The 15,485-nt window shown below is 69.8% G+C and carries 13 protein-coding genes and 1 tRNA gene; 3 read left to right on the forward strand and 11 right to left on the reverse strand.

What is annotated here, in order from left to right; translation table 11 throughout:
- Positions 1 to 408: 408 nt before the first annotated feature.
- The 9 genes from ACY0I8_RS11250 to cobT all read right to left on the reverse strand — a co-directional run bounded on the left by ACY0I8_RS11250 (position 409) and on the right by cobT (position 8,939).
- Positions 409 to 494 (reverse strand) — tRNA-Leu (locus ACY0I8_RS11250).
- A gap of 22 nt (positions 495 to 516) precedes the next feature.
- The gene (gene secG / locus ACY0I8_RS11255) at positions 517 to 849 is read right to left on the reverse strand and encodes a preprotein translocase subunit SecG (protein WP_459942824.1); all 333 of its coding nucleotides are present in this window, start codon (positions 847 to 849) and stop codon (positions 517 to 519) included.
- A gap of 36 nt (positions 850 to 885) precedes the next feature.
- Positions 886 to 1,641 (reverse strand): triose-phosphate isomerase family protein, encoded by a 756-nt coding sequence (gene tpiA / locus ACY0I8_RS11260; protein ID WP_459942825.1) that lies wholly within the window; start codon positions 1,639 to 1,641, stop codon positions 886 to 888.
- Positions 1,642 to 1,923: 282 nt separating this feature from the next.
- Entirely contained in the window at positions 1,924 to 3,117 is a 1,194-nt protein-coding gene (locus tag ACY0I8_RS11265; protein WP_461394824.1) for a phosphoglycerate kinase, read from the reverse strand.
- A gap of 272 nt (positions 3,118 to 3,389) precedes the next feature.
- Positions 3,390 to 4,409 carry a galactose-1-phosphate uridylyltransferase gene (galT, locus tag ACY0I8_RS11270; RefSeq protein ID WP_461394825.1) on the reverse strand — a complete coding sequence of 340 codons (1,020 nt, stop codon included), beginning with the start codon at positions 4,407 to 4,409 and terminating at the stop codon, positions 3,390 to 3,392.
- 47 nt (positions 4,410 to 4,456) lie between these two features.
- On the reverse strand, positions 4,457 to 5,785 hold the full coding sequence (locus ACY0I8_RS11275) for a GGDEF domain-containing protein (protein ID WP_461394826.1): 1,329 nt from the start codon (positions 5,783 to 5,785) through the stop codon (positions 4,457 to 4,459).
- A 10-nt stretch (positions 5,786 to 5,795) separates the two neighbouring features.
- Entirely contained in the window at positions 5,796 to 6,767 is a 972-nt protein-coding gene (gene cbiB, locus ACY0I8_RS11280; protein ID WP_461394827.1) for an adenosylcobinamide-phosphate synthase CbiB, read from the reverse strand.
- Complete coding sequence (locus ACY0I8_RS11285; protein WP_461394828.1) at positions 6,764 to 7,855, reverse strand: pyridoxal phosphate-dependent aminotransferase; 1,092 nt, start codon at positions 7,853 to 7,855, stop codon at positions 6,764 to 6,766. Before ACY0I8_RS11285 ends, cbiB begins: the two co-directional genes overlap by 4 nt.
- The gene (cobT, locus tag ACY0I8_RS11290) at positions 7,836 to 8,939 is read right to left on the reverse strand and encodes a nicotinate mononucleotide-dependent phosphoribosyltransferase CobT (RefSeq protein WP_461394829.1); all 1,104 of its coding nucleotides are present in this window, start codon (positions 8,937 to 8,939) and stop codon (positions 7,836 to 7,838) included. Before cobT ends, ACY0I8_RS11285 begins: the two co-directional genes overlap by 20 nt.
- 329 nt (positions 8,940 to 9,268) lie before the next feature.
- Here cobT and ACY0I8_RS11295 point away from each other — a divergent pair, with 329 nt between their 5' ends.
- Entirely contained in the window at positions 9,269 to 11,095 is a 1,827-nt protein-coding gene (locus tag ACY0I8_RS11295; protein ID WP_461394830.1) for a cytochrome C, read from the forward strand.
- A gap of 435 nt (positions 11,096 to 11,530) precedes the next feature.
- Here the strand turns inward: ACY0I8_RS11295 and ACY0I8_RS11300 are convergent, their stop codons facing one another.
- Entirely contained in the window at positions 11,531 to 13,174 is a 1,644-nt protein-coding gene (locus tag ACY0I8_RS11300) for a phosphoenolpyruvate carboxykinase (ATP) (RefSeq protein WP_459943267.1), read from the reverse strand.
- Positions 13,175 to 13,494: 320 nt separating this feature from the next.
- Between ACY0I8_RS11300 and ACY0I8_RS11305 the strand changes: the two genes are divergently transcribed.
- Positions 13,495 to 14,487: a methyltransferase gene (locus ACY0I8_RS11305; protein ID WP_461394831.1), complete on the forward strand. Its 993-nt coding sequence runs from the start codon at positions 13,495 to 13,497 to the stop codon at positions 14,485 to 14,487.
- Positions 14,484 to 14,708 (forward strand): hypothetical protein, encoded by a 225-nt coding sequence (locus ACY0I8_RS11310; protein ID WP_459942579.1) that lies wholly within the window; start codon positions 14,484 to 14,486, stop codon positions 14,706 to 14,708. Before ACY0I8_RS11305 ends, ACY0I8_RS11310 begins: the two co-directional genes overlap by 4 nt.
- Positions 14,709 to 14,925: 217 nt before the next feature.
- Here ACY0I8_RS11310 and ACY0I8_RS11315 read toward each other — a convergent pair whose 3' ends face one another.
- Positions 14,926 to 15,090, reverse strand: a complete 165-nt coding sequence (locus ACY0I8_RS11315) for a hypothetical protein (protein ID WP_459942580.1) — start codon at positions 15,088 to 15,090, stop codon at positions 14,926 to 14,928.
- Positions 15,091 to 15,485 lie beyond the last annotated feature (395 nt).

Genomic DNA, 15,485 nt, shown 5'->3' on the forward strand with positions numbered 1-15,485 from the left:
CAGTTGCAGGTGGACGAGGTAGGAGCCATCGGCCCGTTTCTGGCGGGTTTGTCGCAGGTACATGTATGCGACTATAGCGGACTGCAAATCCTTTAGTCAACGAGCACTCCACAATCCATGTATCTAGGCATTTTGGCCCAACACCCAGCCTTCACAACCGCACAAGGCCCTATTCATGCGAAATCTGCTCGTCAGAACCACCCCGATGTCCCCAGCAACTGTCAAAGTCGGGTGAGGGGACGCCGCCCCGGCTGCCTCGCGGCACCACCCCCCTCCACCCGCAGGGGCGAGGGGCCTGCCACCCGGGGGCGGCACAGGGGGGCAGGGGAACCGACACCCCGGACGCAATGCCGTGTTTCCGGCATAGCAAAAGGGGAGCCGATCTCTCGGCTCCCCTTTTGGATCAACTGGTGCCCAGGGCCGGACTCGAACCGGCACGGGATTGCCCCACTACCCCCTCAAGATAGCGTGTCTACCAGTTCCACCACCTGGGCACGGATTCGATTTTCGGTCGTGCTACTGCTGCCCCGCGGGCTGCTGCGCCGGCTGCTCGGCCGGGGCGGGCGCTTCAGGGGCCGGCGCCGTGGCCGCCGGCTGATCCGGCACCACGCTCACCTTATACCGATGGCTCGCCATATAGGTCAAGCCCAGGGAGGTGAGCATGAACACGCCGGCCGCGGCCGCCGTGAGCTTGCCGAGGAAGGTGGTCCCGCCCGAGCTCCCGAACAGGGTCTGGCTCGATCCGCCGAACACGGCGCCCATGTCGGCACCCTTGCCCTGCTGGAGGAGCACGATGCCCACCAGGATGAAGCTTACAAGCACGTGGAGGATGATCAACGCCGTATACATGTCGTCGGTCCCGTTCCAAGAGGATCGAAACGCACCTTATACCGCACTTCGGGCGATGGATGCAAACGCCTCGGCCTGGAGGCTCGCCCCGCCCACCAGGGCGCCGTCGACGTCGGGCTGCCCGAGGAGCTCCGCCGCGTTGTCGGGCTTGACGCTCCCGCCATAGAGGATCCGCACCGTCTCCGCCGCCTCCGGCCCCCCGATCCCTTCAAGCACCGAGCGGATGTGGGCGTGCATCTCCTGGGCCTGTTCGGCCGTGGCTGAGCGGCCTGTGCCGATGGCCCACACGGGCTCATAGGCCACCACCACCCGCCGCAGATCCTCGGGGCCCAGGGGCCCGAGGCCCGCCCGGATCTGGGTTTCCACCACCTCGAAGGCCCGGCCGTCGTCGCGCTGGTCGAGGGTTTCGCCCACGCACACGATCGGGGTCATGCCCGCCCCCAGGACCCGCCCCGCCTTCCGGGCCACCAAGTCGTCGGTTTCCCCGAAATCCCGACGGCGCTCGGAGTGGCCCACGATTACGTAGGCGACCCCGAGTTCCGCGAGCATGGGCGCCGAAACCTCGCCCGTGTACGCGCCCTCGAGCTCCCAGTGGACGTTCTGGGCCCCGAGCCGCACCGGCGAGCCGTCGAGCACCTGGGCCACGGCCGAGAGCGCCGTGAACGGCGGGGCCACGGCCACCTCCACGCCCGTGAGATCCCGGACGCCGGCCACGACCCCTTCCGCCAGGGCCCGGGCCTCGGACACCGTTTTGTGCATCTTCCAGTTGCCGGCCACGAGGGGCTTGCGCATGGGAAACTCCTTGGAAGGCTGGAAAGCTAGAAAGCTAGGACGCTGGGAGGCTGGGAGGCTAGATACGTTCGTAACGTCAGCTTCGCTGTCCTCACCCCAGCGGTTGCGGCTCCGTCGGGAGTCGGCAACCAGACCACGGCGGAGAGCCCCTGACTTCTGTCGGCCGAATACTGACGCCTGAGAAGGAAGGCGCTCCCATGCCTCGGGCCGGGGACCGGCGCCGAAATGCCCAGAGGGTTTTGGCCGCCGAGCCGCCCCGCAGCCTCGCCGCCCAGCCAGGCGTTACTCGGACGCTTCCAGTGCGGCGATCCCCGGGAGGGTCTTCCCCTCGAGGAGCTCGAGCGAGGCGCCGCCGCCGGTGGAGATGTGGGAGATCCGGTCGGCGACCCCGGCCTGGTTCACCGCGGCCACGCTGTCGCCCCCCCCCACCACGGTGAAGGCCGAGGACTCGGCCGCGGCCCGGGCCACGGCCACGGTGCCCTCGGCGAAGGGAGGGATCTCGAAGACGCCCATGGGCCCGTTCCAGACCACGGTACGGGCCTTCTCGATCGCCTCGGCGTACGCGGTTCGGGTCTTGGGGCCGATGTCCACCCCCCTCCACCCGGCCGGGATTTCGGCCCCTTCGGTGGTTCGCGTCTCCGCCCCGGCCGAGAGGTCCCGGGCGATCACGTGGTCGGACGGGAGCGCGATCTCCTTGCCCTGCTTCTCGGCCTCGGCGAGGAGTTCGGCCGCGAGCCCCACCCTGTCTTCCTCCACCAGGGAGTCCCCCACGGGGATGCCCCGGGCCCGCAGGAAGGTGTAGGCCATGGCCCCGCCCACGAGCAGCCGGTCCACCCTGGGCAGAAGGTTTCGGATCACCCCGATTTTGTCGCTCACCTTGGCCCCGCCCAGCACCGCCACGTAGGGGGGCTCGGGCGCCCGGAGCACCCGTTCGAACGCCCGGATCTCCTGGAAGAGCAGGAATCCGGCGGCCTTTCGGTCGGGAGGGAACAGGGCGGCCATGCCGGCCGTGGTGGCGTGGGCCCGGTGGCAGGTGCCGAAGGCGTCGTTCACGTAGGCCTCCGCCAACGCCGCGAGCTGGCGGCAGAGCTCCGGGTCGTTTTTGGTTTCCCCGGGGTGGAACCGCACGTTTTCCAGCAGGAGCACCTCGCCGGGTTCGAGGTTTCGGGCGAGTTCCTCCACCTTGGGGCCCACGACCTCCGGCGCCAGGAACACGCTCATGCCCAGGAGCTCCCCCAGCCGCTCGGCCACCGGGCCCAGGGAGTAGGCCGGGTCCGGGGCCCCCTTGGGCCGGCCCAGGTGGCTCGCCACCACCAGGGCGGCGCCCCGGTCGAGCAGGTGGCGCAGGGTGGGAAGCGCCGCCCGTATCCGTGTGTCGTCGGTGATCCGGCCCTCCTTGAGGGGCACGTTGAAATCCACCCGCACGAACACCCGCTTTCCCTGAACCTCGAGATCTTCCACCGAACGGATCGCCATGGGACACCCCCTTCGCAGGCCAGAAAGCGAGAAGGCTGGAACGCTCAAAAGCGCAAACGCCACCCCGGTCTCGACCCAGCCGGGAACCCGCCGCACCGGTTCGCCCAGGTGCCCGACGCCGGACGACCGCACGGACCAGGTCGGGGGTCGGCGGGGAGCCGGGCCCGGGCCTTCGGCCCGCGGGTTACGCAGCCGAAGCCCTGAGCGTTCAGGGAGCCGAGTTCCGTCCAAGGATTCGGGCCCGCGTACGATAAGTTCTGCCCCCTCCCGGGTCAATGGTCCCCTGGGGCGCACCCCCGAAGCAGCCGGGCATCCTCCTCCGGAAGCGACGGATTGATCGCGACGTTGGTGCCGATCTCGAACCCGGCCCGCCGGGTGAGTCGGGGCAGGATTTGAAGATACCAGTGGACGTGGGGTTCCCCCACCCGGTACTGGGTGGACGAATGGATCACATAGTTGTAGTCGGGCCGCCCGAGTGCCGTGGCGACGCGCCGAAGGCTCTCCCGTAGGATCTGCGCCAAAAGGGCCTTTTCGGACTCCTCCAGTTCCACGAAGTCCGCCTGGTGGCGCCGGGGCACGATCCAGATCTCGCACGGGGTCTCGGCCGCGAAGGGCACGAACGCGACGAACGCCGGGTCGGTCAGCACCAGCCGCTCCCCGACTCGCAACTCCTCCGCCACCGTGTCGCACAGACAGCACCGGCCCCATTCGTCGAAATACCGCTGCGCCTCCTCCTCCCGCCACCGGACGTAGGGCGGGGCTACCGGAAGCGAGATGACCTGCGAGTGGGGGTGCGCCATGGACGCCCCCGCCCCGGGGCCCCGATTGCGAAAGGTGAGGGTGAGCAGGGTGTCATCCCGAGCCATCAACTCCCGATGTCGGCGATGGTACGTGTCGACAACGGCGAGAACCTCCTCCGGTTCCATGTCGGGGATGTCTCTGTTGTGGGTCGGGCTTTCGATGATCACCTCGTGACGGCCGTGTCCCCCCACGGCAAGGTACGCCCCCACCTGCAACCTCCGGGCGTCCAACCCGGGGGAAAGGGCCGGGTATTTGTTCGGGATGACGCGGGTCCGCCATCCGTGGGGGGGCGGCCCGGGGAGTTCTTCGACCACCGCGCCCAGGGCTTCCTCGTTGCCCGGGCAAAACGGGCAGGAGGGGTCGTGCTGGGCGTCCGCAGGCGAATCGCTCCGCGCCGGGGCCTCCCTAAGATCGGAGGGGCGCCGCCTGCGGGAGGGGGCGAAGATGACCCACTGCTTGGTGACCTTGTTCTGCCGGATGACGTGGTCCATGCCCACGGAACTCCTTGCCCCGGATTACGGTGGCCCAAGGGCCGCGGTCAGCCGGTTTCGACCCGGTTTCGGCCGCCTTCCTTGGCTCGGTAGAGGGCCTCGTCGGCCCTCTGGAACGCCGAGGCGGCCGTGTCCCCCGGCCGGAACTGGGCCACCCCGCAGGAAACTGTGATGGGTACCGGCTCGCCGCGGGCATGGAACCGGAACGCCTCGACGCTTCGGCGGATCTTCTCTGCCACCTTGACCGCGGCCTCCAGCGGGGTTTCGGGCAGCAGCACCACAAACTCCTCGCCCCCGTACCGGCCGAAGAAGTCCACTTCCCGGATCTGGGACCCGGCGATCTGGGCGATGGCCCTGAGGACCTTGTCGCCGGCCCGGTGGCCGAACCGGTCGTTGATGCCCTTGAACTTGTCCACGTCGAGCACGATGACCGAAAGCGGGCTGCCGTACCGGCGCCACCGGGCCTCCTCGGCCCGGGCCCGCTCCTCGTACGCGAGCCGGTTGAAGCACCCCGTGAGGGGGTCCCGCAGGCTCTGCTCCCGGGCCTCCCGGGCCCGCTCCCGGTGGGTTTCGACCTCCTCCTCGAGGCGGCTCACCGCCCGGCGCAGCCGCTCCACCTCGGCCCGGAGCTCCTCCTCCCGGGTCTCGTCGGCCTTCCGGTGGGCCTCGAGGTGACGTTCGATCGCCTCCAGGCTGCCCCGGATCCAGTCGCGCAGGGTGGCCACATCGGCCGCGCCGGCGCTTCGCTCGGCCAGGCCCCGCATCTCCTGGCGGACCGCGCTGTCCAGCCGGCGGGTGGCGGCAAACCCCTCCCTCGACCGCTCCCAGGTCCCCAGGAGCCCCTGGTCAATGAGCCGGAGCCGCTCGGCCATCTCCTGGAGCAGGGTCTCCAGTTGGGCCTTCTCGTCGGCCACCGCCGCCTGCATCCGGTACACCAGGCCCGCGACGGCGTCGATCGCGTCGGGCAGCTCGTCGGGGGGGATCCCCGGCTCGAACCGCTCGATAAGCCGCAGCGCCTCGTCGGCGCACTTCGGGGGCAGGGGCAGGCGCTCCAGCAGGTGGATCAGCACGAGGTGCACCGGAGGGCCTCCCCCGCCGGGCTCGGCCCACCGGGTCTCGGTGAGAACCCGCTCCTTGAGGGCCTCGACCTTCTCCTCGACCTGCGCCAAGTCGAGACCGGCCTTGAGGTCGTCGCGGATCTCTGCCAAAGCGGCCGAGATCTCGGGGGTGGACGGGCCCTCGGCCACGATGGAGAGGTGGGTCAGCATCCGGCGCACCCGCTCCCCCAGGGCGGCCCACTCCCGCTCCTTCGCGTCGAGTTCGTCCACGAGCCGCAGATATTTTTCGCGGTAGGTGAGGTCGTCGGGTCGGGCCATTGCCGATTGCCTACGGTGAAACCAGAAGGAGAGAAGCCGCGCCACCCGTCGCGGCCAGAGCCGACACCACCCAGAGGAGTCGAAGGCCGCGATCCAGGTGTTCCGGCCCCGGAAGGGGCCCCGGGTCGCCCAGGCGGGGGCTCGCCCGGAGCACGCCCCCGTAGCGCGCCGGCCCGCCCAGTTCCACCCCCAGGGCCGCCGCGAAGGCGGCCTCAGGAAACCCGGCATTGGGCGATTTGTGGAGCCGGCCGTCCCGCCAGGCGACCCGGAGCGCGCGCCGGCCCCTGCCCCACAGGATCTCGGCGCCCAGGGCCGCGAGAACCGCGGTTAGGCGGGCCGGAATCCAGTTTGCCACGTCGTCGGCCCGGGCGCTAACCCGGCCGAACCGCTCGTAGCGCGGGTTCCGGTACCCCACCATGGAGTCCAGCGTGTTCACCGCCTTGTAGGCCACGGCCAAGGCCGGGCCGCAGCCGAACGCCGCCCCGAGGGCCAGGTAGAAGAGAGGGGCCACCACCCCGTCGGAGGCGTTCTCGGCCACGGTTTCCACGGCGGCCCGGAGGATCTGGGGAGGGGGGAGGGCGGCGGTGTCCCGCCCCACGATCCGGCCGAGCCACCGCCGGGCGGCCTCGATGCGCCCCCGTCGAACCAGCCGTCCCACCTCGCGCGCCTCCTGGGCGAGGGCCCGGGTGGCCAGGCAGGCGTACGCCAGGTAGACCCCGACGGCCCCGCCCAGGGCCGGGTGAACCCAATGGGCCAGCCGCCATAGCCCCCAGGCCGCGCCAAAGGCCGAGACCACCACGGCCGCCCAGAGGGCGGCGCCCCGCCACAGGGCGCCGTCGGCCGCGTAGAGCTTCGCCTCGAGCCGCGAGATCGCCCGGCCGATCGCTACGACCGGGTGGGGCCAGGGGATCCAGGCCGGATCCCCGAAGGCGGCGTCGAGAAGCCAGGCGGCGAGGAGGTGGCCGGGGCCGAACCCGGTCATCCCGCGGCCCTCCGGGCGCCGAGGATCCCCTCCAGGGCCCGAAGCAGCTCGTCGTCCTCCTCGGGCCGCCTCACGGCGATCCGCAGAAACCGGTCCCCCAGGCCGAAGCTCCCGCAGTGGCGTACCAGGAGCCCCTGGCGCGCCAGGGCTTCGTAGACGGCGGTGGCCGAGGGAGCTGGCGGGAGGAGTTCCACGAGCAGGTAGTTGGCCGCCGGGGGCAGAGGACGGACCCCCGGAAGCCGGCCCAGCCGTTCCCGGAACCGCTCGGCCTCCCCGAGGATGGCCGCGCGGGTCTCCTGCTCCCAGTCCGTCTGGGCCACGCAGTACGCGCCGGCCGCCTGGGCCAGCGTGTTCACCGACCAGGGCACCTGGAGCCGGCCGATCCGCCCCACGAGGTCGGGAGGGCCGGCCAGGAACCCGAGCCGCAGGCCGGGGAGGGCGTAAAATTTCGTAAGCGACCGCAAGACGAGGAGCCCCGCGCCGTCGGCGGCCCGGCCGAGCACGCCCTGGTCCGGGCAAAAGTCCATGAACGCCTCGTCCACCAGGAGCACGGCCCCCCGCTCCCGGCAGTGCTGGGCGAGGCGAAGGATCTCATCGGGCGGCTCCCGGCACCCCGCCGGGTTTCCCGGGTTCGAGAACACCACCAGGTCGCCCGGCGCCACGACCTCGGCCAGCCGGCCGAAGTCCACCCGGAACCCCCGGGCGGCCTGGCGCGGAACCTCGACGAAGGCGGTTCCGGCCGGAGCAAACTGGACGTACAGGCTGAAATCCGGCGGGCACCACACGAGCCTCGCCGGCACCAGCGCCCGAAGGGCCAGGTCGATGAGCTCGGCCGAGCCGTTCCCTGGCAGGATCTCCTCTTCAGAAACGCCGAACCGACGGGCCAGGGCCGCCCGCAGCCCCCGGCACCCCCGGTCGGGGTAGTGGACGATGCGGGGCCAGACCCGGCCGAGCTCCTCCCAGAGCCCCGGAGGGGGTCCGTAGGGGTTGATGGAGGCGCTGAAGTCCAGGATCCGCGTGCCCTCCGGCCGGCCCCACACGTCGCCCCCGTGGTCCTGGGGCCAGGCCTCAGGCCGGCGGGAGACCACGCACCACCTCCTCGATGGCCCGGACGAGGGCGTCGTGTTCCATGCCGGCCGCGAAGGCCGCGCATGCTGCCGCGCCCGCGCCCACGCCTTCCTTCACGAGCCCCTCCTCGTACCGTTGCAGTCCGGGCAGCGCGCTCCCCGAAAAATCGAGCCCGCAATGGACCGCCGGAACCTCCAGGGGCAGGTGGCCCAGCAGCCCCGCCAGATCGGCGGCCGGGTCTTCGGCCACCCACCGGGTGGTGGCGAGGCTCAGCCGTTCCGGGGCCCCGGGCTGCCCCTCCTGCCAGAACCGCAGCGCCAGGGCGGCCACGGCGGCCATCTGGGTGCCGCCGGCCAAGACCACCGGCACCCGCAGACTCGCCTCGAGGGCGATCCAGGCCGCCACCGGCTGCATCGGGTCCCCGACCGCCGCCGCCACCTCGCGGCCCGTCGCGCCCGGCCGCAGTCCCGCCGCCTTGAGGGCCTGCTCCACCACCTTGCGCTTGAGGTCGTGGTTCCCGCCGGGCATGGACGACGACACCCGGCCCCCGGCCGGGATCCCGAGCCCCTCCAGGAGCGACTGGGCCGTGGTGGTGCCCCCGGGCACGCATTCGGCCAGGATGAGCCAGGGGGCCGTCGAGGCGAGATACGCGCCGGCGGCCCGGGCCCGGTCGCGCAGTCCCTCGGGAAGGTCGAGGGCCCTCCCGGTGGTGATGCACCGCCCCGGGACCCCGCCGAGGACGAGGCGGGGGGTCTGGGGCGGAACCCGGGTTCCGGCGTCCACGATGAGCGCCGTCACCCCCAGGGCTTCCAGGGCGGCCCGGGTGATCACGACCGGGCTGGGGGGGCCCAGGGGGTTCCGGGGTATCTCCGGCAGGCTCAGGGGCCGCCCGAACAGGAGGAACTCGCTGTCCAGGGCCGCCGTGTACCGGCGCTTCTCGGGGGTGGCCCCGGCCGCCGAGATCCCCGGGATCTCGGCCGTGTCGGTGGAACCGATCACACAGGCGAAGGCCGGCCGGCCCCGAAGGCCGGCCCACAGGCGGGCGGCCGCCTCGGGGGCGTGGACGGCTCCGAGGGGCGGGGGAAGCTCTGGTCCGGTGGGCATGTGGGCTCCGGATCTCGTTTCGGGAAAAACGGCCGCCTACCCTAGCCCCGGGGCCGGTTCAGGGTCAACTCCGGGGCGGACCACCGGGGGGTGAAACATCCCGTTTCACTCCGTTTCGCGTTTCGCTTTTTTGCGAGCTCCTGAAACAAACTTTGGGAATTCTTGCGATCTTGACGGGAAATCTCCCGGGTGGTCTCCTAGGGGCGCTCGTGAACGATTACACACCCAGGGCGGGTCGGAAAGGAGGTGATTCGGAACAGCCCGCCGCAGCGTCGGATATTGCCGTCGGATTCCTTATCTTCATCTTCCAGGATGGGGGAGTTGCCATGATGCACAAGCGTTGGCTTCGAGGGATCGTGTGGGGTTTGATCGCGGCATGGGCCTCGGTTCCGGGCCCGGCCCGGGCGTCGGTGGACGACAGCCAGTGCGTGGAGTGCCACTCGGAGATCGACTACGAGGCGTATTCCGCCTCGGTGCACGGCCGAAACGCCTGCAACAGCTGCCACTTCGACGTGATTGACATCGAGGAGCACGAGACCTGCGGCTCCCAGACCCAGGAGAAGGTCGAGACCTGTCACCGGTGTCACCCGGACGAGGGGCGCGAACACTTCGCCTCGGTGCACATGATGAACGACATCCGGTGCGCGGACTGCCACTCGGATGTGCATTCCCTCACGAAATGGGAGGGGGACAAGAACCGGGTGGTGGCCGTGTGCTCCGTCTGCCACGACGCGGAAGGGTACCAGGAAAGCGTCCACGGAAAGGCCGTGGCGGCGGGAAACCGTGACTCGGCGGCCTGCCACGACTGTCACGGGCTCCACCGCATCGAGGAACTGGGCGACCCCAACACCCACGAGTACCGCGAGTTCCACACCGAGACCTGCCACCGGTGCCACGCCGACGAAGAGATGATGCGCCGAAACGGCGTGCCCACCATCGCCGTCAAAACGTACGAGGAGAGCTACCACGGAAAGGTGGAAGCCCTCGGGTCGGCGCTGGCCGCCGGGTGCGCCGACTGCCACCGAGCCCATGAGATTCTTCCCCCGAGCGATCCCCGGTCCAGCATCCACCCGGACAACCTGGCCGAAACCTGCGGGGCCTGCCACCCGGGCTCGACCATCCAGTTCGCCCAGTTCCTGCCCCACGCCGACCACCGCGACAAGGAAAACTACCCGGTCCTCTACTACACCTGGCTGTTCATGACCGCGCTCCTGGTGGGGGTGTTCGCGGTGTTCTGGCTCCATACTCTGCTGTGGTGGCGGGCCGCGTACTGGGAGCGCCGGGAGCGGCTCCTCCGGGGGCACTACGAGCTTTCGGAGATCCCCGAACCGCTCAGGCCCTACAAACGCTTCAGCTGGTTCGACCGGATCCTGCACCTGGCGATGATGGTGAGCTTTCTGGGTCTCGTGGTCACGGGCTTGCCGCTCAAGTTCCACGATGCCGCCTGGGCCCCGGCCGTGATGCGCCTCTTGGGCGGCCCCCATCAGGCGGGGTGGATCCACCGGATCTGCGCCCTGATCACGTTCGGGTACTTCGGCGCCTGCCTCCTCTACATCCTCTACTACCTGTTCGCAAAGCCCACCGGGGAGACGTTCTGGCAGAAGCTCTTTGGCCCCGACTCGCTCTTTCCCAACTGGCAGGACGTCAAGGACATCGCCGCCATGGTGCGATGGTTCTTCGGACTGGGCCACGAGCCCACCTTCGACCGGTGGACCTACTGGGAGAAGTTCGATTTCCTGGCGGTGTTCTGGGGGATGTTCGCCATCGGTGGGTCGGGGCTGCTCCTGTGGTTCCCCGAGTTTTTCGGGCGGTTCCTGCCGGGGTGGGTGTTCAACGTGGCCATCATCGTGCACAGCGACGAGGCCCTCCTGGCCTCGGGGTTCATCTTCACGGTGCACTTCTTCAACACCCACTTCCGACCCGGCAAGTTCCCCATGGATCCCGTGATCTTCCGGGGCCGGCTGCCGAAGTACGAGCTGTGGGAGGAGCGCCGGCGCTGGTATGAGCGCCTGGAGAAGCAGGGCAAGCTGGAATCCCTCGCCGAGAAGCCCACGCCTCCCCTGTGGGACCTGATCGGCCAGCTCCTGGGCTTCACGGCCCTGGGGGTGGGGCTCGTGTGCATCGCCCTTGTGGCGTGGGGATTTCTCGCCCACTGATCGCGGGGTTGTACCACCCCCTTCCTGTTCGATTTGAGCCGCTGGCTCGGCCGGTCCCCGTGAGGGCCGGCCTTTTTCTTTGCCGGCTCAACTGCCGTGGGTCGTGAGGTCGGCCAAGCAACGTCCGCTGGAACGCTGGGAGGCTAGAAGGCCAAAACACACTGCGATTCCAGCGCTTATCGTGCGTGGTCCTGTTGCCGCGGTGGGCCCCCCTGTTACTAAGACCAACGAAAGTATTGTCAGATCCCCGGCGTTGCAACGGAAACCCGCGGGTGGGGGGCTGGTGGAAAGCCGGGTGCGGCCTCTCACCTCGCCGCGCCGTCACCACGCCCGGCCGGAACCAGTCCCCCACCCGCCCTCGGCAATACATTTGGTATTAGTACGTCCCCGCGTTGTAAATCCCCACAGGGCCAGCGGGGTTTCCCGGTTGCGTCCTCACCGCCCCGGGCACTGGGCCGCCACCGCCGGGTCGATGGCCTTGTCCCCGTAGGCCTTCTCGAAATGGCGCCGGAAATCCTCGGCCAGTTTCCGGGCCCGGGCCTCGTAGGCGGCTGGGTCGGCCCACGTGTTCTTGGGGACCAGGACCTCCGGGGGCACCCCGGGGCAGGCCGTGGGTACGGCCAGGTGGAACAGCGGATCCTCCTGGTAGGGCACGTCATCCAGGGCCCCGGACAGGGCCGCGTTCACCACGGCCCGGGTGAGGGCGATGTCCATCCGGCTCCCCTCGCCGTAGGGCCCCCCGCTCCATCCCGTGTTGACCAGGAACACCCTCGTGCCGTGGCGTTCGAGCTTCTCCCCCAACATCCGGGCGTAGTCCCCGGGGTTCCGCGGCATGAACGGCGCCCCGAAAAAGCGCGAAAACGTGCTCACCGGATCCACCACCCCGGTCTCGGTGCCCGCGAGCTTGCTCGTGTATCCCATGAGGAACCAGAACATCGCCCGGTTCTTGTCCAGCCGGGCCACCGGGGGCAGCACCCCGTTGGCGTCGGCCGTGAGAAAGAGGATCGTGTCGGGGTGGCCGCTGACCGGCGGGTCCTTGATGTTGGTGAGGAAGGAGAGGGGGTAGGCGGCTCGGGAGTTGGGGGTGAGCCGGTCGTCGTCCACGTCGAAGGTGCCGTCGGGGTAGACCATGAGGTTCTCCACGATGGCCCCGTGGTCGAGAGGGTCGGCCTCGTGGAACGTCGCGTGCCAGATCTCCGGCTCCTTGTCCTGGCGAAGGTTGATGAGCTTCGCGTAGCAGCCGTACTCGAAGTTGGCGATGCCGTTGTCGCTCCAGCCGTGCTCGTCGTCCCCCAGGAGCGCCCGGTCCGGATCGGCCGAAAGGGTGGTTTTTCCCGTGCCCGACAGCCCGAGCAGCAGGGCGCAGTCGCCGGCCTTACCCTCGTTGGCGGAGCAGTGGAGCGGCAGCACCCCCACCTCGGGCAGGAGGTAGTTCATCACGGTGAACATGAGCTTCTTGTTCGTGCCGCAGTACGCCGAGCCGTACACCAGCCCGAGCCGGCGCTCGAAGTCCATGACGATGGCCATGTCGGAGGTGCGGCCGTCCGGGAGCTTGCGGAGCCGGCCCTCGTACCTGGACGCGTCCACCTTGTCGTAGGGGAGGCTCAGGAGCAGGAACGGCCGGTCGGCGAAGGCGCTGCGGCCGATGTCCTCGGGAACCGGCCGGAACATGGTCCAGCTGAACAGGGCCGTGAGCGCCCGGGGCGTGACGGTGCGCACCGGAAGGGCGTAGGCGGGGTCGGCCCCCACGACCCGGTCGCACACGTACACCCGGTCCTTTGCGGCCAGCACCCGGCAGGCGTCGGCCCACAGGAGGTCGAAGGTCTCCGGGTCCATCGGGATGCAGTTCGGGGACGACCAGTCGATCGTGCCCTCGTTCTCGGGCCGGCGCACGATGTAGGTGTCCTTCGGGCTCCGGCCCGTGGACTCGGGCGGGGTCCAGGTGGCAAGCGCCCCGGTGGCGAGCGGGATGGCCTCGCGCCGCTCCAGGGCGTCGGCGATGAGCCGGCGCCGCTCGGGGTTCTCGAACACGGCGGAGGCGGTCTGAAGGGACCGGGAAAGTTGTTCGCGCGGATCCATGGCTACACCCTCGGAAAGGAAACGGAGACGAAACGGCCGGGCAGAGTCTAGGCAACCCGGTGTGTGAAAACAACCACGTTTTGCGCGTTGTGATCCCCTGGGGTTTCGGTATGCTAGAGGCCGCCGGCGGACGTTTCCTTGGAAGCTCCGTAGGCCGCGAGGCGCGGCCTGTTCGCGAAGCGCTGCCACGGGGTGGGCGCCGGTGCTCGCGTTGGCGGGCGGGACAAATGGCCTTTCTTCGGTTCCCCACGCGCGTCCGGCAGGACCTTCGCACGGCTTGAGTGGGGCCGAAGCGATAGACCTCAAGGAGGCAAGACCCGATGGAGTTTCAAGAACTTCGCGACATGGCCGCCGGGTTTCAGCCGGCGAAGCTCCTCTTGGTGGCCCTCGACGTGGGGGTGTTCGACGCCGTGGCCGAGGCCCCCCTCACCGCGGCCGAAGCGGCCGCGAAGCTCGCGCTCGATTCCCGGGCCACCGAGATCTGCCTGAACGCCCTGGTGGGCATGGGGCTCCTGACCAAGGCCGGGGACCGGTACGGCCTGGCGCCCCCGGCCGCTCGGTGGCTCGCCCGGGGCTCCCCGGACTACCGGGGCGAGATCCTGCGGCACCTCCACAACACCTGGGAGGACTGGGAGGGGCTCGAGCGCACCTGGCGCACGGGCCGGCCGGCCCTCCGGCGAAAAACCCAGCAGTTGCCCTCCTCCGAGGAGGGACTTCGCCACTTCATCCTGGGCATGGAGAACATCACCCGCGACATCGCCCCGCGGGTCGCCGAACTCCTGCCCCTGGACGGGGCGAAAACCCTTCTCGATCTGGGGGCCGGCCCCGGAAACTACTGCCTGGCGTTTGTGAACCGCTGGCCCGGGCTCCGGGCGTATCACTTCGACCTCCCGCCCACCTCCCGGATCGCCCGGGAGTTCGTGGCGGGCAAACCCGGGGCCGACCGGATCACGTTCCTCGAGGGGGACTTCCTGCGCGATCCCCTGGGGGGGCCGTACGACGCGGTGTGGGCGAGCCAGATCCTGCACATGCTGGGGGAAGACGAGGTTCGGGCGCTTCTCGTCCGCATCCGGGATGCGCTCCGCCCCGGGGGCTGCGTGGCCGTCCACGACCACTTCCTGGAGCCGGACCGCACGGCGCCCCCGTTTGCGGCCCTGTTCGGGGTCCACATGCTGGTGGCCACCGAGCGGGGCCGGACCTACGCGGCCGAGGAGATCGAGACCTGGGGCTCCGCCCTGGGCCTCGAGCCGGCCGGCCGGCGGGAGTACGGCAAGGGGCCCCGGGTCGTGCTCCTCCGGAGGCGCGAACCGTGAGCGAGGGGGTGCGCTACGCCCTGTGGGCCCTGGGAGCGGTGCTCGTGGCCCTGGCCGCGTTCCTGTGGATATGGGAGAAAGAAGACCGGCCAGGGCATGGCAGGGCCCAGCGGACCCTGGCCTGGGTCATCCTGGCAGCCGGAGCCGCGTGCCTCGCCGCCGGATGGCTGGTGCCGGTGGAACCAAGCCCGCCGGTGCCCCCTTTCCTCCTCGGCAAGTAGTCTTTTGGGGTGGGCAGACTGGGCGGGCGGAGACGCTCGAAACCCGGAAACGACGGCGCTTTACCGGGTTCGGCTTGGGCGCCGAGTCGGCCCCCGGCGCGGCATCCCGGCAACCCGAAGAAGGCGCCTAGGGGAAGATCCGTGAAGAAAAAACCCCGGGGCCGGCAATGGGCCGGCCCCGGGGGTTCAGGGTTCCCTTCGAGGGTGCCGGGTCGGCTCAGCAGCCGGAGCACCCCGAGGAGCAGTCGGCCCCGCCCTGGGACTGGGCCTTCACCACGAAGCCCCGGCGCAGGGGCCCCGAAAGGTAGTCGACCCGCACGCCGCCCACCTGGGCGAGCAGCGACTGGTTCATCACGAGGCGGAACCCGTCCTCAGCCTGCACGGTGTCGTCGTCTTTGGGCTCATCCAGAGCCAGGCCCCAGGAGGGCCCGCCTCACCCCATTCCCGAGATGTAGATGCGCACGGCGGGGTTCTCGCCGTGCTCCTGGAGGGATTCCTTGAGCTTTTCCCTCGCGGTGTCGGTGACCTCGATCATCGTTCTCTCCTATCTGCCATGGTGGATGGATCACTCCCTTCGATGAAGGACGGGGCGGAGAGGTTACCGCCTCCCGGGAAAAAAGGCCAGGGGGTCATCCTTTTTGGTTCTTCCGGCAAATCGTTAGGTGCCCGGGGGTGGAGGTCGAGCAACCCCTTTCGACATGATCGCCATGGTTCCAAAGAAAGAGTCGCCGCCATGCGGCCGATCCTGTGGGTTGGAACCACCTACACGATCGGAGG

This window comes from Deferrisoma sp. (assembly GCF_054681715.1).

Coding starts and splice junctions, on each gene's coding strand:
- secG (WP_459942824.1), bottom strand. CDS start 849: ATGTATACGGCGTTGATCATCCTCCACGTGCTTGTAAGCTTCATCCTG.
- tpiA (WP_459942825.1), bottom strand. CDS start 1,641: ATGCGCAAGCCCCTCGTGGCCGGCAACTGGAAGATGCACAAAACGGTG.
- ACY0I8_RS11265 (WP_461394824.1), bottom strand. CDS start 3,117: ATGGCGATCCGTTCGGTGGAAGATCTCGAGGTTCAGGGAAAGCGGGTG.
- galT (WP_461394825.1), bottom strand. CDS start 4,409: ATGGACCACGTCATCCGGCAGAACAAGGTCACCAAGCAGTGGGTCATC.
- ACY0I8_RS11275 (WP_461394826.1), bottom strand. CDS start 5,785: ATGGCCCGACCCGACGACCTCACCTACCGCGAAAAATATCTGCGGCTC.
- cbiB (WP_461394827.1), bottom strand. CDS start 6,767: ATGACCGGGTTCGGCCCCGGCCACCTCCTCGCCGCCTGGCTTCTCGAC.
- cobT (WP_461394829.1), bottom strand. CDS start 8,939: ATGCCCACCGGACCAGAGCTTCCCCCGCCCCTCGGAGCCGTCCACGCC.
- ACY0I8_RS11295 (WP_461394830.1), top strand. CDS start 9,269: ATGCACAAGCGTTGGCTTCGAGGGATCGTGTGGGGTTTGATCGCGGCA.
- ACY0I8_RS11300 (WP_459943267.1), bottom strand. CDS start 13,174: ATGGATCCGCGCGAACAACTTTCCCGGTCCCTTCAGACCGCCTCCGCC.
- ACY0I8_RS11305 (WP_461394831.1), top strand. CDS start 13,495: ATGGAGTTTCAAGAACTTCGCGACATGGCCGCCGGGTTTCAGCCGGCG.